This window comes from Paenibacillus aestuarii, assembly GCF_027789125.1.
Classification (GTDB): domain Bacteria; phylum Bacillota; class Bacilli; order Paenibacillales; family NBRC-103111; genus Paenibacillus_E; species Paenibacillus_E aestuarii.
The window spans coordinates 241,058-259,676 of the sequence record NZ_JAQFVF010000088.1; the positions used below are offsets into that span (position 1 = coordinate 241,058).

The window sequence follows — 18,619 nt, forward strand, 5'->3', positions numbered from 1 at the left end:
CAATTATCCTGCTGAAAATGCAGGTTAACCAAATAACCTAGCTTGTTCTCAGGCGATTTGCATTGCAGGACGTGGTGGGAATGGGGAAGTAGCTCAACTGCGCATATCGAATCTCCCCAGCACATTGAATTCGCCGACCTTATATTATACACTTATACCTATCTTGCCTTATCTTGACATAGGGCGTAAGCAAGCTTACAGGAACAGGAGAATGACCAACGATGACGGCTAAGCAACGCGTGCGGATCCGGATTGAGAGCCGAAGCGGGAGCGAAACCACCGTTCAGAAGGCGAGAGGCGAGCTCTATCGGAAAGGCGACCATAGCTACATCCGCTATGAGGAAGCACCGAACGAACTCGGGCGAACCGTGACGCTGATTAAGCTGGAAACGGACCAAATCCGCATCATCCGGCAGGGCGATGTCCAAGCGGAGCAAACGTTTGTGCCTGGCGAGAAGCGGGCAGGCTTTTATCATACGCCGCAAGGAAGATTGGAACTTGAAACAGAGACTCATGAGCTGACATCGGAGGCTGTGCATGGCATTGGCGTCACAAGGTGGAGCTATGACTTATATGCATCAGGTACACACGCAGGACATTATCGGATCAAGCTGTTGATTCAGGAGGAGTAACTTAGAAATGGACGTATTAAACGAAGTCAAAACGATTGTGAAACAAGCCATCATCGAAGCTGTTATGGCAACGGGTCTCATCGAAGCGGAGCAAATGCCGGAGATTACCCTGGAGGTTCCCCGGGATAAGGCGCATGGCGATTTTGCGACCAATGTCGCGATGCAGCTGACACGCATTGCCAAGACGAACCCACGGCAGGTCGCCGAGCAAATTATTGCCAACTTGCAAAAAGAAAAGGCGTACATCGCATCCGCCGAAATCGCGGGACCAGGCTTCATTAATTTTAAAATGAACAAAACATACCTCTATCCGCTGATTGCGGAAGTGGCGAAGCAAGGCGACCGCTACGGAGCTACCAATATCGGACAAGGTCTCAAAGTGCAAGTGGAGTTCGTGAGCGCGAACCCGACGGGATCGCTGCATCTCGGACATGCCCGTGGCGCTGCTGTAGGCGATGCCCTGTGCAACCTGCTTCATCTTGCCGGGTACGATGTAAGTCGCGAGTACTACATCAATGACGCCGGCAACCAGGTGCTGAACCTTGCCAAATCGATCGAAGCCCGCTATCTGCAAGCACTTGGGCAAGATGCTGAAATGCCGGAAGACGGCTATTTTGGCGAAGATATCAAAGGCTTCGCTGCTGATTTGGCCGCTGAGAAGGGCGACAGCCTGCTAAGCATGCCGGCCGAGGAACGCCAAGCTTACTTCCGTGCGTACGGTCTGCAAAAAGAACTCGACAAAATCAAACGCGACCTTGGCCGCTTCGGCGTTCAATTCGACAACTGGTTCTCGGAGATGTCGATTTACGAGGACAACCTCATCCCGGGCGTGCTTCAAGAACTGCGCGATAAAGGGCACGTTTATGAAGAAGAAGGCGCAACGTGGCTGAACACCGTGCCGCTTGGCGACGACAAAAACCGCGTGTTAATCAAGAACGATGGTTCCTTCACGTACTTGACGCCGGACATCGCGTACCACCGCAACAAATTCCAGCGCGGCTTCGACCGCTTGATCAATATTTGGGGCGCCGACCACCACGGCTACATCCCGCGGATGAAAGCAGCCATGACGGCGCTTGGTTTCGAAGCTGATCGCCTCGTCGTGCTGATCGCGCAGATGGTAAGCCTTTTCCAGAACGGAGAAAAGGTGAAAATGTCCAAGCGCACAGGCAAGGCCGTGACGATGGAAGACCTGATGGACGAAGTCGGCGTCGACCCGATTCGCTATTTCTTCACCATGCGCAGCATGGATTCGCACCTGGATTTCGACATGGATCTTGCCGTTTCGCAATCCAATGAGAATCCGGTGTTCTACGTGCAGTACGCACACGCGCGTATTTGCAGCATCTTCCGCCAGGCGGCGGAACAGAACATCGCGATCCTGCCGCTCGAGCAGGTCGATCTGTCCCGCCTCGATGCGGAAGCGGAATTCGAACTGCTGCGCAAAATCGGCGAGCTTCCGGAGGAAATCGCCGTGGCTGCCGAGCAGTATGCGCCGCACCGCCTCATCCGCTATGTCTATGAACTGGCGAGCCAGTTCCATAGCTACTACAAAGGCCACTATGTCATCACCGATGACATGGCCTTGACGCAAGCCCGCCTTGCTCTGCTCGGCGCGCTGCGCACTACACTGGCCAACGTGCTGCGTGCCGTTGGCGTATCGGCTCCTGAGCGGATGTAGCAGCAAGCAAACATCATCCGCCAGGATCAACAAAAGGGGTTAAGCAGCCTTCCCGCTGCTTAACCCCTTTATGTTTTCAGCGCGCCTAAGGCGCGTCGGGCATTCAGCTGCCCGGGCCGCCAGCGCGTGCTTTCGCGCTTGCTGAGACTGCTCGCGCAGCGTCTCAGAATGCCCTTGATCTGCAGCGGCCCCAGGTTCGGCTTCATGGACAGCATCAAGGCGATGACGCCGCTGACATGCGCAGTAGCCATGGATGTGCCGCTCAGCTCGTTGTATTTGCCGTGAAGCCAGGAGGAATAGATCCGCTCGCCTGGCGCGTATATATCGATTTGCTTACCGCGATTGCTGAACGGAGCGATTTTTCCAAGGCGCGTCGTCGCACCGACGGAGACGACTTGCGGGAATCGGGCCGGATAATCGACCGTTTTGCGTTTGCCGTCGTTGCCTGAAGAGGCCACGATAACTTTGCCTTTATAGTAGGCGTTCATGACGGCATGCTCCAACGAGCGGCTATAGGTCTTCATCCCGAAGCTCATATTGATGACATCGAGATCGTTTTGCACGCACCAGTCGATACCGGCGATAATATCCGATACGTAGGCGCTTCCGTTATAGTCGAACGCTTTGACGGGGTGAATAAGGGCACTAGGGGCTACGCCGAGGATGCCCGTACTGCTGCTTGCTGCCGCAATTGTACCAGCGATGTGTGTGCCATGGCCGTTGTCGTCGTAGGGCATCATACTGCGATTCAGCAGATTGACGCCGCGGGCAATGGAATTTCGCAAATCCTGATGGTTGTAATCGATGCCCGTATCAATGACGCCGATTCGTACGCTTCGGCCAACGGACTTGTTCCATACTTCGGGCGCGCCGATCTGCTCGACGCCCCAAGGAATCATTTGTGGACCGACGAAGGAGTTGCCTCGCCGAATGCCAATTTTTTTCCCTACCACTTGGTGAACGGATACTTTGGTGTCTTCTTCAATCACATGCGCGCCGATGGTTTCTTTCAAGCGGGTGTCGGGCCGCAGTGTACAGGAGAAGCCGTGAATAATGCTAAGGTCGCGGACCTGGGAGAGATGGGTGAGGCTGGACTTCATCCGCCTTAGCTCTGCGCGGCAAGCAAAATAATCTTTGGTTGATTGGAAATGGATAATGTGCTTCTTGCCTGATTGCTTGGTGAGACCAATTTCCTCATGAAGCAGTTGAAGAAAGGTGGCTGTATCCATAAGGCCATCCCTCCGTGACAGCGTAGAATCGAATCTCCCCTATCCTATGTAAAGCTCATCCTGCTTGACCGTGTCTTCGCCTTTTGTGAAAATAAATGGGTTCGATGCCGTGTCAGATGCGTAGGTTTTACATAGGATGAATAGAGAGGCGCGGCAGGAGTGTCTCTTTCTCAGGTGGTGGAAAAGGAGCGCTTCGGGTGCGCCGATTCCTGTGGGTACAGTCGCAAGCGAGGGGGGACCTTCGCTTGTTTTATTTTGATTGGAGGCTGAATTTGGTTCTCGTGCCTAGGAATCCCCTTTAGGGAGTTGCATTTTTAGAAAAAATAGGTTTTACTTAATGAAGATATGGATAAGGTAGAAGAATGAACTTGAACACATGGTCGAAGGGATGTGCCTTGAATGGCTAGCGAATATACACTGAAAATCACGGCAGAGCAAGCACGCGAGATGCCAATGGTGGATTTGGCGTTTGAATTGCTGAAGTCGGCGAATACGCCATTTTATTATCGTGACCTGATGATGGAAATTGCTAAAATTAAAGGGCTGTCGGAGCAGGATGTTATGCAAGTGATCGCCCAACTATATACAGAAATCAATATCGACGGACGCTTTGCCTGCGTAGGTTCCAACCTGTGGGGCTTGAAGCGCTGGTATCCAGTTGAGAAGTCGGAAGATGCGGTTGGCAACGCGAAGCGTCCTCGCATCATCAACGATGAAGACGACGATGACGAAGATATCTACGCGGAGGAAGAAGAAGATACATACGCAGAAGAAGACGAGTACGATGCTTTCGGCGGAGACAGCGAAGAGGAAGCGGAAGAGGACTCGGAATTCTTCGAAGACGAAGAGATCGAGGAAGAAGAACTCGGCGACACAGAACTGGATGAATCTGAAGAAGGCCTGGATGAAGAGTTGGAAGAAGACGAAGAAGAAGGCGAGTTTGAAGATGAGGATGAAGAGGAAGACGACAAATAACTTGTCTTGACATCCGCTAGTGGTTCAGAGTAAACTATTGCATGGGCTTTAAAAGAATCTTAACAAATAAGAGTATTCAAAAAGTGCCCCGTCACTACGGGTGTCACTTTTTTTGTTTTTTTGGTGTTGTTTTTAATCGTTTTTTCATGAAAACCCCTGTTTTGCAGAAACTAGAAACAGGGTATTCAAGTGCGTACAAAAGCCGAATTCCGGCGCAACTAAATTCTTAGGAGGCTTACATATGACAAAATATATTTTTGTTACGGGTGGTGTCGTATCTTCCCTTGGAAAAGGAATTACTGCAGCTTCCTTAGGAAGATTGCTCAAGAACAGAGGTCTGAAAGTTACGATTCAAAAATTCGATCCGTATATTAACATCGATCCAGGGACAATGAGTCCGTATCAGCACGGTGAAGTATTCGTTACGGATGACGGCGCGGAAACGGATTTGGATTTGGGCCATTATGAGCGTTTTATCGATATTAATCTGTCCAAGAATTCCAACGTAACAACGGGTAAAGTGTACTCCTCCGTGATTTCCAAAGAGCGCAGAGGCGAATATTTGGGCGGTACGGTACAAGTTATTCCGCACATTACGAATGAAATCAAGGAGCGCGTGCTTCGCGCTGGCCGCGAGGCGCAATCGGATGTTGTCATAACCGAAATCGGCGGCACCGTCGGCGATATCGAGAGCTTGCCTTTCCTGGAAGCGATTCGTCAAATGAAGAACGACATCGGCCGCGAGAATGTCATGTACATTCACGTTACGTTGATTCCTTACATCAAAGCCGCTGGCGAAGTGAAAACGAAGCCGACCCAACACAGCGTAAAAGAGCTTCGCGGACTTGGTATTCAACCGCATGTTATCGTATGCCGGACAGAGCATTCTTTGACAGAAGATATGAAGCGCAAGCTGGCTTTGTTCTGCGATATCGATCCTGCGGCTGTGATTGAGTGCAAAGATGCAGAGACGTTGTATGAAGTGCCGATGATGCTGCGCGAGCAAGGGCTTGACGACTACGTGGTCAAACATCTGAAGCTGCAAACCAACGAACCGAATATGGCAGAATGGGAAAGTCTTGTCCGTAAGGTAAAGTCGCTTACGCAAAAGACCGAGATTGCTATTGTCGGCAAGTACGTTGCTCTGCATGACGCTTACCTCAGTATCGTAGAAGCGCTAGGTCATGCCGGAATCGACAACGACTCGGAAATTTCCATCCGCTGGGTGAACGCGGAAGAGGTTTATGATCACAACGTGGATGAGCTGCTTAGCGGCGTACAAGGTATTTTGGTCCCTGGTGGCTTCGGCGATCGCGGGATTGAAGGAAAGGTCGCGGCCATTCGTTATGCGCGCGAACAGAAGATTCCTTTCTTCGGCATTTGCTTAGGCATGCAAGTAGCGGTGATCGAGTATGCGCGTTCGGTGGTAGGCTTGAACGATGCGAACAGCTCCGAGATCAACCCGACGACACCGTATCCGGTTATCGACTTGCTGCCGGAACAAAAAGATATCGAAAATCTCGGCGGCACGATGCGCCTTGGCTTGTATCCTTGTAAGTTGGTTCCAGGCTCCCTGGCGGCACGCTCTTATGATGATGAACTTGTATACGAAAGACACCGTCACCGTTACGAGTTCAACAATGAGTACCGCGAGCTGATCGAGAACGCAGGTATGCGGATTTCCGGTACTTCGCCGGACGGCCGCTTGGTGGAAATGATCGAGGTTCCGGATCATCCTTGGTTCCTGGCGGTGCAATTCCATCCGGAGTTCACATCCCGTCCGAACCGTCCACAGCCGCTATTCCGTGAATTTGTCAGAGCTTCCATGCAGCTCTCTCGCTAATTCGGCGCAAATTGCCACTTCCTGAAAACCAACTGATTTGTAAAACATTGCAATAAATTTTCGCCCCTCGGAAGGAAATTCGAAACGGATAGCGAATTATCTACCTCTATAGTCCATGGGATGATCGTTATTCGTTTTGGGAGGGGACCGGGTTTATGAAAAAGAAAGTATTGATTGTCGATGATCAAAACGGAATTCGCGTACTGCTAATGGAAGTTTTCAGCAATGAAGGATATGACACGTATCAAGCATCAAACGGCAAACTTGCGCTGGAAATTGTCAAAAACTCCTCACCCGACCTTGTATTATTAGATATGAAGATTCCAGGTATGGATGGTTTGGATATTTTGAAGCATGTGAAAGCCATTGACCCTTCGATTAAGGTCATTATGATGACGGCGTACGGCGAGCTTGATATGATCAAGGAAGCGACGGATTTAGGCGCGATCATGCATTTCACGAAGCCTTTCGACATCGATGAGCTGAGAATGGCTGTCAATAAACAGTTAAACAACGAATCCAACAATAGTTTTGCCGTAGGATCCTAGGAGCTAGGATCTTTTTTTGTAAGCGGAGAAATTCGTCGATTTTTGGGTTTTATTATAGGGCTTGGTTATCATTTGAAGCTATATGTGCTATAATACTCAGGTATGACAAAGAGCGGTTTCTACGCATCTACTACATGGTATTAGGAGGAAGAGAACTATGGCATTGGTTTCAATGAACGAGTTTTTACCAAAAGCAAAAGCGAACAAATACGCGGTGGGTCAATTCAATATGAATAACCTCGAATTTGCTCAAGCAATTGTGGACGCAGCAATGGAATTGAATTCCCCATTCATTTATGGTGTTAGCGAAGGCGCACTCAAATATATGGGTATTGAATTTACGGTTGCTATTGCAGAAGCGGCAGCTAAGAAATCCGGACTGCCAATCGCATTGCACTTGGATCACGGCAGCTCCTTTGAAGTCGCTATGAAATGTATCCGCGCAGGTTTCAGCTCCGTTATGTTTGACGGTTCCCACTACTCTTTCGAAGAGAACATCCGCTTGACCAAAGAAGTTGTAAAAGCTGCTCGCGCCATGGGCGTATCCGTTGAGGGTGAGCTTGGAACAATCGGCGGCGTTGAGGATGATATCAGCGTGGACGAAGAGCATGCGAACCTGGCGAAGCCGGAAGAAGCAATCCGTTTCTACGAAGAAACAGGCGTTGACTGCTTGGCGATCGCTGTTGGTACAGCACACGGTATGTATGCTGGTGAGCCGAACATTCACTTCGACATTATCGAAGCCGTATCCAAAGCAATTCCAGTTCCTGTTGTCTTGCACGGCGGTTCCGGCGTACCGGACGAAATGATTCGTAAATCCATTGCTGCCGGCGTTGGTAAAATCAACGTGAACACAGAGAACCAAGTTGCTTGCACGGATGCGATCCGTGAAGTATTGAACAAAGACGCGAAAGTGTACGATCCTCGTAAATACCTCACACCTGCTCGTAAAGCCATGGTTGAAGTTGTTAAATCCAAAATTCAATTGTTCGGAAGCAGCAATCAAGCTTAATCCAACTGTATAGATTTTGTGGGAAATGCATGGACGCACAGATGAACGGCGCAAGCCGTCTGTCTTTGCAGTTCCAATGTGTTTCCCTCTTCTGTTTTTACATGGGACAGGTCTGTCCATTTCTAGTTCTAGTAAGTAGGCACCTGAAGTAGGGGGAGAATCATGTTGGAAAAATTAATGGTGGTCGGTGGCCGTCCACTACGGGGAACGATTCAAATCAGCGGAGCAAAGAATAGCGCGGTAGCTTTAATTCCGGCAGCGGTTCTTGCGGAGACGCCTGTAACCTTGGACAATCTGCCTCATCTTAGCGATGTGGCTACATATACAGAAATTTTGACGGATTTGGGCGCAACGATTGATTGGAACGAGGATCGCATGACCATAGATCCAAGCGCGATGAGATCTCTCCCGATGCCCAATGGGAAAGTAAAGAAACTGCGTGCTTCTTACTATTTGATGGGCGCACTGCTAGGTAGATTTGGAGAAGCGATCATCGGAATGCCAGGAGGCTGTAATTTTGAACCGCGCCCGATCGATCTGCATATTAAAGGGTTTGAAGCGCTGGGCGCTGAAGTCAGCAACGAGAATGGGGCATTGAAGATTCGGGCAAAAGAATTGCGCGGAGCAAAGATTTATTTGGACATGGCAAGCGTAGGGGCAACGATCAACATCATGCTCGCAGCATCACGCGCCAAAGGCTTTACTTTGATTGAAAATGCGGCGAAAGAGCCTGAAATTATAGATGTAGCAACACTATTGAACTCCATGGGCGCTAAGATTAAAGGCGCAGGCACCGAGACGATTCGCATTGAAGGCGTTTCGGAAATGCACGGCTGCCGCCATTCCATCATTCCTGACCGCATTCAAGCGGGAACCTATATGATCGCAGCGGCTGCTACGCGCGGTGATGTGACAGTCGATAATGTCATTCCAAAGCACATGGAAGCATTGACGGCGAAGCTGCAGGAAATGGGCGTCCATATTTATGAGATGGATGAGTCGATTCGTGTTGTTGGCCAGCCTGAGTACGAGAGTGTGGACGTGAAAGCACTGACTTACCCAGGATTTGCCACAGATCTACAGTCTCCGATGTCAACGCTGCTTACACAGGCGCGTGGCGTCAGTATTTTAACAGATCATGTCTATAGCAACCGGTTTAAACATATCCCTGAGCTCGTTCGCATGGGGGCCAAAATGAAGGTAGAAGGCCGTTCGGCCATTATTGAATACTCCCAGCTGAGCTCCGCCAAAGTAAGGGCGACGGACCTGCGTGCGGGTGCAGCGCTTGTGATCGCTGGACTGAGCGTTCATACCGGCGGTATTACGGAAGTATCCGGCGTCGAATACATTGACCGGGGATATGAGAATCTGGTATTTAACCTGTCCGCCCTTGGTGCTGAGGTTTGGCGCGAGAGCGAGGAATAAAGTTTCAAGCAACAGGCAATGCTAGAATCCAATTGAAAATTTAATAGTTTGGTGGTCGAAAAAGAATGAGCTTGCAACTTGCTGAGCTTGAAGTACTCAAGCTTACGGATTTATACAAGCTGGCCAAGAAGCATCAGATTCCTTATTACGGGCAGCTGAAGAAAAAAGAACTAATCTTTGCTATTTTACGTGCGCAAGCAGCGGAAAGCGGATTTTTATTTATGCAAGGCGTCCTGGACATTCTTCAGGAAGGCTTCGGTTTCTTGCGACCGATCAACTATTTGCCGAGTGCGGAAGATATTTATATCTCCGCCTCGCAAATTCGCAAATTTGATCTTCGCTCCGGTGACGTGGTCTCCGGGAAATGCCGGCCTCCAAAAGAGAATGAGCGCTATTTCGGTCTCTTGCAGGTCGAAGCCGTGAATGGGGAGAAGCCGGAGACGGCAGCGGAACGGCTTCACTTCCCGGCATTGACGCCTCTATATCCGCAGACCCGGTTAATACTCGAAACAACCCCTAACAAGCTTTCCACACGGATTATGGACATGTTGGCACCAGTCGGTTTAGGCCAACGCGGATTGATTGTAGCCCCCCCTAAAGCAGGGAAAACGTTACTTCTCAAAGAAATCGCCAACAGCATCTCCACGAATAACCCTGAAATCGAACTTTTCGTTTTGCTCATCGATGAACGTCCTGAGGAAGTAACGGATATGCAGCGTTCTGTCAAAGGGGAAGTCGTTGCTTCCACATTTGATGAACTGCCTGAGAATCATATCAAAGTTGCTGAGCTGGTATTGGAGCGCGCTATGCGCTTGGTTGAGCATAAGAAAGATGTCGTTATTCTGTTGGACAGCATTACGCGTCTGGCCAGAGCGTACAACCTGGTTGTGCCGCCGACAGGCAGAACGTTGTCCGGTGGTATCGATCCCGGTGCGTTCCATCGGCCGAAGCGATTTTTCGGGGCAGCCCGCAACATCGAAGAAGGCGGCAGTCTGACGATTCTGGCGACAGCCCTGGTAGAAACCGGATCCCGTATGGACGATGTAATTTACGAGGAGTTCAAAGGAACAGGGAACCTGGAGCTGCATTTGGATCGCAAAATGGCGGAACGCCGCATATTCCCGGCGATCGACATTCGCAGATCCGGCACGCGCCGCGAAGAAGCGCTGCTTGGCAAGGAAGAGCTGGAGAAGATTTGGGCGCTGCGTAAGGGGATGAACGATTCTCACGAATATACCGAGGCGTTCATCAAGAAGCTGGGCGATACCAAAACGAATCAGGAATTTTTGGAGTCACTGGCCTCACCATCTGCCGGCTCTGGCACTTCAGGGGGCAGCCGCGGCGGTAAAGTTAAAAATTCCGCATCTTAAGCCCGATCCGCTCGCTCACTTGAGACGAATGGGCTAATGGGCTAATGAAATACTAAGGAGTACCACGATGAACTTGGTTTATGCTGACGCAGAAGGTAATGTTTTTGATCATCCCGATTATTTGGCGCTTGGTCGAAATGCTGAAATGATAACAGAAATTATGGATGATGAGCTGATTCCGCTTCCGGAAGGAGCGACTTTAGTGAGTCTTCCTTTTACAAGACCGGTCGGCATCGATGTCGAGTCCGGCGAGATGAAGCTGGTCGAGGGAGATTACCACGCTGTCGGCGCGCTGCTCCCTCAAGGCTTCACCAGGCTGCTGCTGCCTGGGTATATTAAGTCGGACAAGTCCAAGCTGTTGCCCTTGTTCGGATACACCGCCGTCGTCTGGAAAGAAGACGGATTCTATGTAGCAGCCCGCCAGACGGACAATCCGTATTACTGGAACCCGGTGAATTGCGATCCGGACGAGCTGGAAGTCGAAGTGAAGCGCCTGGTTGCCAAATATCCGGACAATCGTCTCTACCAGCACTTGTCTAACTGTGCCTTGGGCTATGAGTGCTTAACCGCTTCGAACACGTTCTTGCAGCGTTGGGAAGGCGCCGTTCCCGTCTCGTACTCGTGCAACGCGGGCTGCTTCGGCTGCATCTCGGAGCAGCCGGATGATAGCGGCTTCCTGGCCCCGCAGACGCGGATGAACATCAAGCCGCGCGTGGAAGAGCTCGTGCAGATTATGATGGAGCATCTCCGCACGCCGGAGAGCATCATCTCCTTCGGCCAAGGCTGTGAAGGAGAGCCGAGTACACAAGCCGCATTGATTATTGATGCCATCAAGCAGGTCCGCCAACAGACGGACATAGGCTACATCAACATCAATACGAATGCCGGCTTGACCGATCATATCCGCGGTATTGTGGACGCGGGTCTCAATCTGATGCGCGTCAGCACGATCAGCGCGTTGGATGACCATTATAACGCTTATTACAAGCCCAGAGCCTACACGCTTAAGAACGTGGAGAAATCACTGCGCTACGCTGCGGACAAAGGCGTTATTACTTCGATCAACTACTTGATCTTTCCAGGTGTTACAGACCGCGAGGAAGAGATTGAAGCGATGATCGAATTTGTGCGTAGAACCGGATTGAAACTGATCCAATTGCGCAACTTAAATATTGATCCTGAGAGTTATCTAGGCATCATCCCTAAAGCCCGCGGCGAGCTGCTTGGCATGAAGCAGATGCTCGAGATTTTCCAAGAGGAGCTGCCTGATGTGGTGCTGGGCTCGTATACGCATACGCCCGAATTTTATACGCGGGAACGTACGCTGTCAGCGAAACTCTAGGCAAGTCTGGCTCGATGATGTATATTGCGTGGGGGCTTTAGACGTGGTATAATGCCTGAGTATCATTATAACTCTGTTTCAGCAAATGATTCAGGGCAGAAAGAGGTGAACCTAACATGAAAGCAGCGATTCATCCTACTTATCATGTAACCACTGTGACTTGCGCATGTGGTAATGTGTTCGAGACAGGTTCAATTAAGCAAAATCTTCGCGTTGAGATTTGCTCCAATTGCCATCCGTTCTACACAGGTAAACAGAAGTTTATCGATGCAGGCGGCCGTGTCGACAAGTTCAAAAAGAAATACGGCATCTAATTGGCATCAATTACTTGAACGCCAATCGGCATAAGACAACCTCCCTTGGTCATCCTAAGCTTAGGCTTAGAGTCCATAGGGAGGTGTTTTTATGTTGTTAAGCTCGCTGAGAGTTGCAGCAGCGGCATTGTTGATCACGGCAGGCCTGATCGGTTGCAGTGGTAATTTGAACAACCGGTCCAATAACGATCAAACTTATAAAACGAAAGGTTACCAAAACGATGGTTATCTAGGGCTTACTAGTGTAAATCCCAATGACCCGCTGAACCCAACCTATCATCATTATGAAGATGATTCTAACTTAATGAAAGCGGTGCTGGCGCAACTTCCGGGTATTGACACAGCGAACATTACGATCAATGGACCTGTAGCGCGGGTTCGAATTAAACCGAAAGCCGGGCTGACTGCCGCCCAGGTCGATGAACTTCGTTCCCAAGCCCAAATGGCGCTGGATACGAATATGCCCCGCTATAATATTCAGGTGAAAGTCGCCAAATAAATAGGTAGGTTTTACCCCTAGTTGCTATTTACTATTTAATCGGCTATACTTAGTTCTACCGTGCTAGATGGGGAGGTAGCGGTGCCCTGTAACTCGCAATCCGCTGTAGCGGGGTTGAATTCCTGTTAGAGGTAATGTGATGTGAGGTCTGGCTCTTACACGTGGTGTTGAGAGTCGGGTCCTTCGCAATGAATGCTTGTGAACCCGGTCAGGTCCGGAAGGAAGCAGCCGTAAGCAAGATTTTTCATGTGCCGAAGGGTTGCCTAACTTGAGCTAACGATAAGAGTACGCTCGTATCACATCTATCAATAACAGGTGCACGGTTTACATAATAGATGAAACGAACGTCCAGTGATGGACGTTTTTTTATTTTGCATGAAAGGTTTTCTTCGCAAGAGAAGGAAAAATCTGACTACAAGGAGAATGTGTAAAAGTAAATGACATGGAATTGGTAAAGCGCGCAGGATAAAGTCGAATAGAGAAGGGGTTGCTGAAATGTCGATTCATGATGCTGAACATTATGTTGTCTCCATGAGTGAAATGCGTAGACTGTTGGAAAACAGTGTACAGAACAGTTTGCTGATCGTGGATGAACATGAGAATATCGTGATGGCTTCCGATCAATTCGTGAGATTCTCAGGATATTCGGCAGAGGAAATCGCTAGGATGGCGTTTTCGCAATTATTCAAAGTACGGGCGACGCTGTCAGAGCTGTATACGTTTTACTTTGGCCCTGGATCGGGTACCGTGGAGCGGCCTCACGGTTTTCTGCTTAGTAAGGAAGGCGAAGCCATTCATTATCAATTCTCCATGCTTAAAATTGCGCGTGAAGATAAAACGTTGTATTTACTGGCAATGAAACAGCACATGGAAGGCCCACAGTTGACGCTGCTGCAGCGTTTTTCCGATACCTTTCTCAAAGATGTCAATCTGGGTGTCTTATTAATAAGTATGGATTATAAATTGGTTGATATCAGTGATATGGCTTGCCGAATATTGGGGTTAGAGCGCGATCCCATTCTTAACATGTCACTCGACGATGTATTTGCAACAGTCCCTGCCGAGCACAGGCTTGTTCAACGTACGATACTTAATGGCGTCATTGTCCGCAATCATGCGGTTTCATGGACAAATAACCATGAACGGTTCGAATTACTACTCGACTCCAACGTGCTCAAAGATAGTCAGGGGAATATGGTCGGCGCTTATATCATCTTTAAAGATGTCACCAATATGCGTTCTTTGGAAGAAATGGTACAGCGCAGCGACCGGCTGGCGATGATCGGACAGATTGCCGCGGGTACCGCACATGAGATTCGGAATCCGCTGACTTCCATTAAAGGCTTCCTGCAAGTCATTCGGCGCACCTTTGAACAGCAGGGGATGAGTAAGGAGCAGGGTTTTACGGAAGTCATGCTGACAGAGATCGACAGGATCAACGAGCTGGTGAACGAGTTTTTGCTCCTCAGCAAGCCGAAGCATGTTTCTTATGAACGAATTGATGTATCCGAAGTAATGAGGAATATATTACCGATTATTAATAATGAAGCCATTTTATATAATGTGAATTTGCAATATGAGGCCTCTTATCACTTGCCGGATGTGATCGCAGATCAAGAACTGCTGAAACAAGTATTTTTGAATATATGTAAAAATGGGATTGAAGCCATGCCGGATGGGGGGACATTAACAATTACGGAAAAAGTGGACACGGCGGAACGCAATGTTTGCATCGATATTCACGATACAGGCAGCGGGATCCCGATGTTTCTGATCGACAAAATCTTCGATCCATTCTTCACGACGAAGGACACGGGGACCGGGCTTGGACTTTCTGTGTGCCAGCGGATCATTCATGACATGGGCGGGAGCATCCGTGTCGCCTCCAAAGGTTTCGGCACGACGTTCAGCATCGTCATTCCCTATGCCTGATCCTCTATTTCATCCCTAGAACGGTTATAGTATAATAAACACAATAGTTCTATGATGGGATTATTGGAGAGGAATGTTATGGCACATATTGCTTTATATCGAACATGGAGATCCCAGACGTTTCGTGAAGTCGTAGGGCAGAAGCACATTACACAGACACTGCAGAATTCCCTGAGAGAAAATCGCCTTACACATGCTTACTTGTTTAACGGACCTCGTGGAACAGGTAAGACCAGTACGGCTAAAATATTGGCCAAAGCTGTCAACTGCCTGAATGGCCCTGCCGAAGAGCCGTGCAACGCATGTTCAGCGTGCGAACGGATTACGGAAGGCGCTGTGATGGACGTTGTCGAGATCGATGCGGCTTCGAACCGTGGTGTCGAAGAGATTCGCGACATCCGGGACAAAGTCAAATACGCGCCGACAGAAGTCAGGCAGAAGGTGTACATCATCGACGAAGTACACATGCTGACGACCGAGGCGTTTAATGCGTTGCTGAAAACATTAGAGGAGCCGCCGGCGCATGTCATGTTCATTCTCGCGACGACGGAACCGCATAAGATTCCGGCAACGATTATATCCCGCTGTCAGCGCTTCGATTTCAGGCGCGTTTCGATGGAGGAGCAGGTGCAGCGGCTGCAGTACGTTTGTGACCAGGAGCATATCTCGATTAGTGAGGAAGCTCTTCATTATATCGCTCGTCTATCCGATGGCGGGATGCGGGACGCGCTGAGCTTGCTAGATCAAGCGGCATCTTTTGCTACAGGAGAAGTGCAGATCGGCGACATCTTGTCCATTACGGGCGGTGTAGCCTCCGATCAGTTTAAGAAGCTGGTGCATGCGGTTCGAAGCAAGGAGCTCGGCGCTGCACTTGAACTTATCGATACATTCATGCAGGAAGGCAAGAGCGCTGACAAATGTATCGAGAACTTGATTGATTACTTCCGCGATTTGTTGATGGTGCGCATGGTGCCAAACTCTCCGGTCATTACCGAACGTGTGTTTGATATGGCGGAATTGCGGGAAGTGGCTAGCCAGTTTACGCCGGCGGAGATGATGTCCATCATTGAGACATTAAATCATTATCAAAGCGAGATGAAATATTCGGTTCAGCCCCAGACGCTGCTTGAAATTGCCATTATGAAAATCTCAGGCGGTCACCGGGAAGCCATGCGGGATAGCCAGCCTGCAGGAAATCAAGGTTCTCCTCAGGGGGATCTGATCGGCCAACTGACGAGAAAGCTGCAGCAGCTTGAAGATCAACTGGCAGGACTGTTAAAATCGGGATTGACGGCTGCGCAGTCAGACGCACCAGCCAAAGCTGCTTCGCCGCGATCTTCTTTAGCGGCTGTACCGGCCAAGAAGTCGAACATTAAGCTGGACGGCTACCTGAAAGCCGTAGATTCTTCCGAGACGAAAGCAGCTCTTATGAAATGGAGCCAGGTCCTCGGTCTGGTCAAAGAGAAAAAAATCACCGTACACGCGTGGTTTGTGAACGGCGATCTCGTCTCCGTGCTCGATGATAACGTGTTGGTTGCATTTAAGAATGATATGCACCGCAACACGACCGAGAAGCCGGAGAACAAGCAGTTGATCGAGCAAGTGCTGCATCATGTTCTTGGCAAGCCGTACCATTTGCTAACGATCATGCGCAAGGAATGGGATGACGCCCAGAACGAAGCTGCAGCCGTTCCTGAGATTATGGAGCTTCAGCCTGAGGATGGAGCGCGCGGCAAGCCGAAGGAAGAGTGGATTTCCGAGGCGATTCAGCTGTTTGGTGAAGATTTAGTTACAATTAAAGACGAATAAACCAAGACGAAGGAGCTAAATAACCGATGAATAACATGAATCAAATGATGAAGCAAGTGAAGAAAATGCAGGAACAAATGATGAAGGCTCAAGAAGAGCTGGGTACAAAAACAATCGAAGGAACAGCTGGCGGCGGCGTGGTCACCGTTCAGGTGAACGGACATAAGAAAGTGCAAAGCATCGTGATCAAGCCTGAAGCTGTTGATCCAGATGATGTCGAAATGCTGCAAGATCTCGTGCTGACAGCTGTGAATGACGCTATGACCAAAGCCGAAGAAATTGCGAACAAAGAAATGGGCAGATTCACAGGCGGCATGAACATCCCAGGATTGTTCTAAGGTACCAAGAGCGGCCAATCTGATAGATGAAGGAGAACTTCCGTTGCATTACCCCGAACCGATAGCCAAGTTAATCGATGCATTCTCCCGCTTGCCGGGAGTAGGGCCCAAAACGGCGGGACGTCTGGCCTTTCACGTTCTTCGCATGAAGGAAGAAGATGTGACGGACTTCGCCAAGGCGCTGATCAATGTGAAGCGGAACCTTCATTATTGCTCGGTCTGTTGTAACATCACCGATATTGATCCGTGCCGGATCTGCCAAGATAAGAGCAGGGACGGGTCCGTGATCTGTGTCGTCCAAGAGCCGAAGGACTTGGTTGCGCTCGAACGAACCAAAGAGTTCGAAGGCTATTATCATGTCCTGCACGGCGCGATTTCGCCCATGGAAGGTATTGGTCCTGACCAGATTCATATCGCGGAGCTGCTCAAGCGCTTAAGCGACGAGAAGGTTCAGGAGCTCATATTAGCCACGAATCCGAATATCGAGGGAGAAGCTACGGCTATGTACCTTTCGCGATTAGTGAAATCTTTTGGGCTTCGTGTGACGCGGATCGCTCATGGATTGCCGGTTGGCGGCGATCTGGAGTATGCGGATGAAGTGACGCTGACCAAAGCAATGGAAGGCCGCAGAGAAGTATAAACGATAGATGTGTGAACGAGGGAGCTGCCAAGCTCTCTTTTTTGCTGTCATCGGACATGCCGTTCAGGTTCTATTTTCGGCTCCTCACCAATATGTATAAGTAAACGTTATGAGTGCTTATTAGGGAGGGACATGTTCGTGAAACCAGAACTGCAAGGTGCATATGGAAAAAAGCTCATGCCGGTAAAAAGTGAAAAAGAGGCTATTCTGAGGGACAAGCAGCAGCTTGTTCTAGAGATTCGCAAAGCGCATCAAGAATGGGTGGCGGCGCAAGCACATTTCGAATTTGCTGTAGAGAAGGATCAGGTGGATTATGCCATATATGCTTTGGAAGCGGCGGAAAAACGATTTGAGATGCTGATCAAGCAGGCTAAAAAGCAGGGAATTAGCCTTATCGATACAGACAAGCTAATGGAGGTGTAGTTTGTGTACCTTAAATATGTGATGTGGGGACTGCTTGTCCTGTCCTCACTCTTGCTTGTGTTCACGCTGTTTCGCAATCGTCGCGCTGGCAGATGGTTATCTGCCGTAGGGGTGAACGTGGCGTTAGCCGCTTTTTTGCTTTATCTCCTTCATTTGCTTAGCGGGTACACCCATATCGATCTCCCCATAAATACGACGACGTTAGGTACTGTTACCGTCCTTGGCGTTCCGGGAATACTGCTGTTGGTCTGTTTGAAACTGACTCTATTGTAGTGGCAAAAAAATACATAAAGATTACGTGTTGACTCCGAGAACGGTCTGTGGTATCTTATAAAAGTCGCCGCTGAGACAAGCGCGAAAGTAACTTGAGAAATTAAAGTTGCAAAAGAAAAGTTAGTGTGATATATTAATCTTCCGGCTTTCATAAGGAAGCCAGAGAGAGTCATTGATCTTTGAAAACTGAACAACGAGTGAGAAGCAAGTCGAGCAATCGACTCTAAACTTTAAAGAGTATTAACAATCTCGTCAGCTTTAAATGAGCTATTCAGATTCATCCTTTTTGGAGAGTTTGATCCTGGCTCAGGACGAACGCTGGCGGCGTGCCTAA

At 49.4% G+C, this 18,619-nt stretch carries 18 protein-coding genes and 1 other RNA gene; 18 read left to right on the forward strand and 1 reads right to left on the reverse strand.

All coding sequences use genetic code 11. From position 1 onward, the window contains the following. The first annotated feature begins 221 nt into the window (after positions 1–221). Together O9139_RS29755 and argS are read left to right on the forward strand one after the other, a co-directional pair. Positions 222–632: a DUF1934 domain-containing protein gene (locus tag O9139_RS29755; RefSeq protein WP_270885357.1), complete on the forward strand. Its 411-nt coding sequence runs from the start codon at positions 222–224 to the stop codon at positions 630–632. Between the two features lie 7 nt (positions 633–639). Next, positions 640–2,313 carry an arginine--tRNA ligase gene (gene argS / locus O9139_RS29760; RefSeq protein ID WP_270885358.1) on the forward strand — a complete coding sequence of 558 codons (1,674 nt, stop codon included), beginning with the start codon at positions 640–642 and terminating at the stop codon, positions 2,311–2,313. 68 nt (positions 2,314–2,381) lie between these two features. Here the strand turns inward: argS and O9139_RS29765 are convergent, their stop codons facing one another. Continuing rightward, the gene (locus O9139_RS29765; RefSeq protein ID WP_270885359.1) at positions 2,382–3,542 is read right to left on the reverse strand and encodes a S8 family peptidase; all 1,161 of its coding nucleotides are present in this window, start codon (positions 3,540–3,542) and stop codon (positions 2,382–2,384) included. Positions 3,543–3,941: 399 nt separating this feature from the next. On the opposite strand from O9139_RS29765, the gene rpoE reads away from it, so the two are divergent. The 16 genes from rpoE (at position 3,942) to O9139_RS29845 (ending at position 18,285) form a co-directional block, all read left to right on the forward strand. Further along, positions 3,942–4,517: a DNA-directed RNA polymerase subunit delta gene (rpoE, locus tag O9139_RS29770; RefSeq protein ID WP_270885360.1), complete on the forward strand. Its 576-nt coding sequence runs from the start codon at positions 3,942–3,944 to the stop codon at positions 4,515–4,517. Between the two features lie 241 nt (positions 4,518–4,758). Continuing rightward, the gene (locus O9139_RS29775; protein ID WP_270885361.1) at positions 4,759–6,360 is read left to right on the forward strand and encodes a CTP synthase; all 1,602 of its coding nucleotides are present in this window, start codon (positions 4,759–4,761) and stop codon (positions 6,358–6,360) included. 155 nt (positions 6,361–6,515) lie between these two features. Further along, positions 6,516–6,908, forward strand: a complete 393-nt coding sequence (locus O9139_RS29780; RefSeq protein WP_188175740.1) for a response regulator — start codon at positions 6,516–6,518, stop codon at positions 6,906–6,908. A gap of 157 nt (positions 6,909–7,065) precedes the next feature. Next, positions 7,066–7,920 carry a class II fructose-1,6-bisphosphate aldolase gene (gene fba, locus O9139_RS29785; RefSeq protein ID WP_270885362.1) on the forward strand — a complete coding sequence of 285 codons (855 nt, stop codon included), beginning with the start codon at positions 7,066–7,068 and terminating at the stop codon, positions 7,918–7,920. Between the two features lie 165 nt (positions 7,921–8,085). Beyond that, on the forward strand, positions 8,086–9,345 hold the full coding sequence (locus O9139_RS29790; RefSeq protein ID WP_270885384.1) for a UDP-N-acetylglucosamine 1-carboxyvinyltransferase: 1,260 nt from the start codon (positions 8,086–8,088) through the stop codon (positions 9,343–9,345). A 65-nt stretch (positions 9,346–9,410) separates the two neighbouring features. Then, positions 9,411–10,715: a transcription termination factor Rho gene (gene rho / locus O9139_RS29795; protein WP_270885363.1), complete on the forward strand. Its 1,305-nt coding sequence runs from the start codon at positions 9,411–9,413 to the stop codon at positions 10,713–10,715. Positions 10,716–10,782: 67 nt separating this feature from the next. Beyond that, positions 10,783–12,057: a radical SAM protein gene (locus O9139_RS29800; protein WP_270885364.1), complete on the forward strand. Its 1,275-nt coding sequence runs from the start codon at positions 10,783–10,785 to the stop codon at positions 12,055–12,057. A gap of 116 nt (positions 12,058–12,173) precedes the next feature. Next, positions 12,174–12,371 (forward strand): 50S ribosomal protein L31, encoded by a 198-nt coding sequence (gene rpmE / locus O9139_RS29805; protein ID WP_188175736.1) that lies wholly within the window; start codon positions 12,174–12,176, stop codon positions 12,369–12,371. 91 nt (positions 12,372–12,462) lie between these two features. After that, complete coding sequence (locus O9139_RS29810; protein WP_270885365.1) at positions 12,463–12,870, forward strand: hypothetical protein; 408 nt, start codon at positions 12,463–12,465, stop codon at positions 12,868–12,870. A 58-nt stretch (positions 12,871–12,928) separates the two neighbouring features. Continuing rightward, positions 12,929–13,193, forward strand: an RNA gene (ffs, locus tag O9139_RS29815) — signal recognition particle sRNA large type. A 172-nt stretch (positions 13,194–13,365) separates the two neighbouring features. After that, positions 13,366–14,802: an ATP-binding protein gene (locus tag O9139_RS29820; protein ID WP_333743055.1), complete on the forward strand. Its 1,437-nt coding sequence runs from the start codon at positions 13,366–13,368 to the stop codon at positions 14,800–14,802. Between the two features lie 78 nt (positions 14,803–14,880). Continuing rightward, complete coding sequence (gene dnaX, locus O9139_RS29825; RefSeq protein ID WP_270885366.1) at positions 14,881–16,611, forward strand: DNA polymerase III subunit gamma/tau; 1,731 nt, start codon at positions 14,881–14,883, stop codon at positions 16,609–16,611. A 26-nt stretch (positions 16,612–16,637) separates the two neighbouring features. Beyond that, the gene (locus tag O9139_RS29830; protein WP_270885367.1) at positions 16,638–16,949 is read left to right on the forward strand and encodes a YbaB/EbfC family nucleoid-associated protein; all 312 of its coding nucleotides are present in this window, start codon (positions 16,638–16,640) and stop codon (positions 16,947–16,949) included. A gap of 43 nt (positions 16,950–16,992) precedes the next feature. Further along, positions 16,993–17,589 (forward strand): recombination mediator RecR, encoded by a 597-nt coding sequence (gene recR / locus O9139_RS29835; protein WP_270885368.1) that lies wholly within the window; start codon positions 16,993–16,995, stop codon positions 17,587–17,589. Between the two features lie 138 nt (positions 17,590–17,727). Continuing rightward, positions 17,728–18,012: a DUF2508 family protein gene (locus O9139_RS29840; RefSeq protein ID WP_270885369.1), complete on the forward strand. Its 285-nt coding sequence runs from the start codon at positions 17,728–17,730 to the stop codon at positions 18,010–18,012. Positions 18,013–18,015: 3 nt separating this feature from the next. Next, complete coding sequence (locus tag O9139_RS29845; protein WP_270885370.1) at positions 18,016–18,285, forward strand: pro-sigmaK processing inhibitor BofA family protein; 270 nt, start codon at positions 18,016–18,018, stop codon at positions 18,283–18,285. The last annotated feature ends 334 nt before the right edge of the window (positions 18,286–18,619 follow it).

Coding starts and splice junctions, on each gene's coding strand:
- O9139_RS29755 (WP_270885357.1), top strand. CDS start 222: ATGACGGCTAAGCAACGCGTGCGGATCCGGATTGAGAGCCGAAGCGGG.
- argS (WP_270885358.1), top strand. CDS start 640: ATGGACGTATTAAACGAAGTCAAAACGATTGTGAAACAAGCCATCATC.
- O9139_RS29765 (WP_270885359.1), bottom strand. CDS start 3,542: ATGGATACAGCCACCTTTCTTCAACTGCTTCATGAGGAAATTGGTCTC.
- rpoE (WP_270885360.1), top strand. CDS start 3,942: ATGGCTAGCGAATATACACTGAAAATCACGGCAGAGCAAGCACGCGAG.
- O9139_RS29775 (WP_270885361.1), top strand. CDS start 4,759: ATGACAAAATATATTTTTGTTACGGGTGGTGTCGTATCTTCCCTTGGA.
- O9139_RS29780 (WP_188175740.1), top strand. CDS start 6,516: ATGAAAAAGAAAGTATTGATTGTCGATGATCAAAACGGAATTCGCGTA.
- fba (WP_270885362.1), top strand. CDS start 7,066: ATGGCATTGGTTTCAATGAACGAGTTTTTACCAAAAGCAAAAGCGAAC.
- rho (WP_270885363.1), top strand. CDS start 9,411: ATGAGCTTGCAACTTGCTGAGCTTGAAGTACTCAAGCTTACGGATTTA.
- O9139_RS29800 (WP_270885364.1), top strand. CDS start 10,783: ATGAACTTGGTTTATGCTGACGCAGAAGGTAATGTTTTTGATCATCCC.
- rpmE (WP_188175736.1), top strand. CDS start 12,174: ATGAAAGCAGCGATTCATCCTACTTATCATGTAACCACTGTGACTTGC.
- O9139_RS29810 (WP_270885365.1), top strand. CDS start 12,463: ATGTTGTTAAGCTCGCTGAGAGTTGCAGCAGCGGCATTGTTGATCACG.
- O9139_RS29820 (WP_333743055.1), top strand. CDS start 13,366: ATGTCGATTCATGATGCTGAACATTATGTTGTCTCCATGAGTGAAATG.
- dnaX (WP_270885366.1), top strand. CDS start 14,881: ATGGCACATATTGCTTTATATCGAACATGGAGATCCCAGACGTTTCGT.
- O9139_RS29830 (WP_270885367.1), top strand. CDS start 16,638: ATGAATAACATGAATCAAATGATGAAGCAAGTGAAGAAAATGCAGGAA.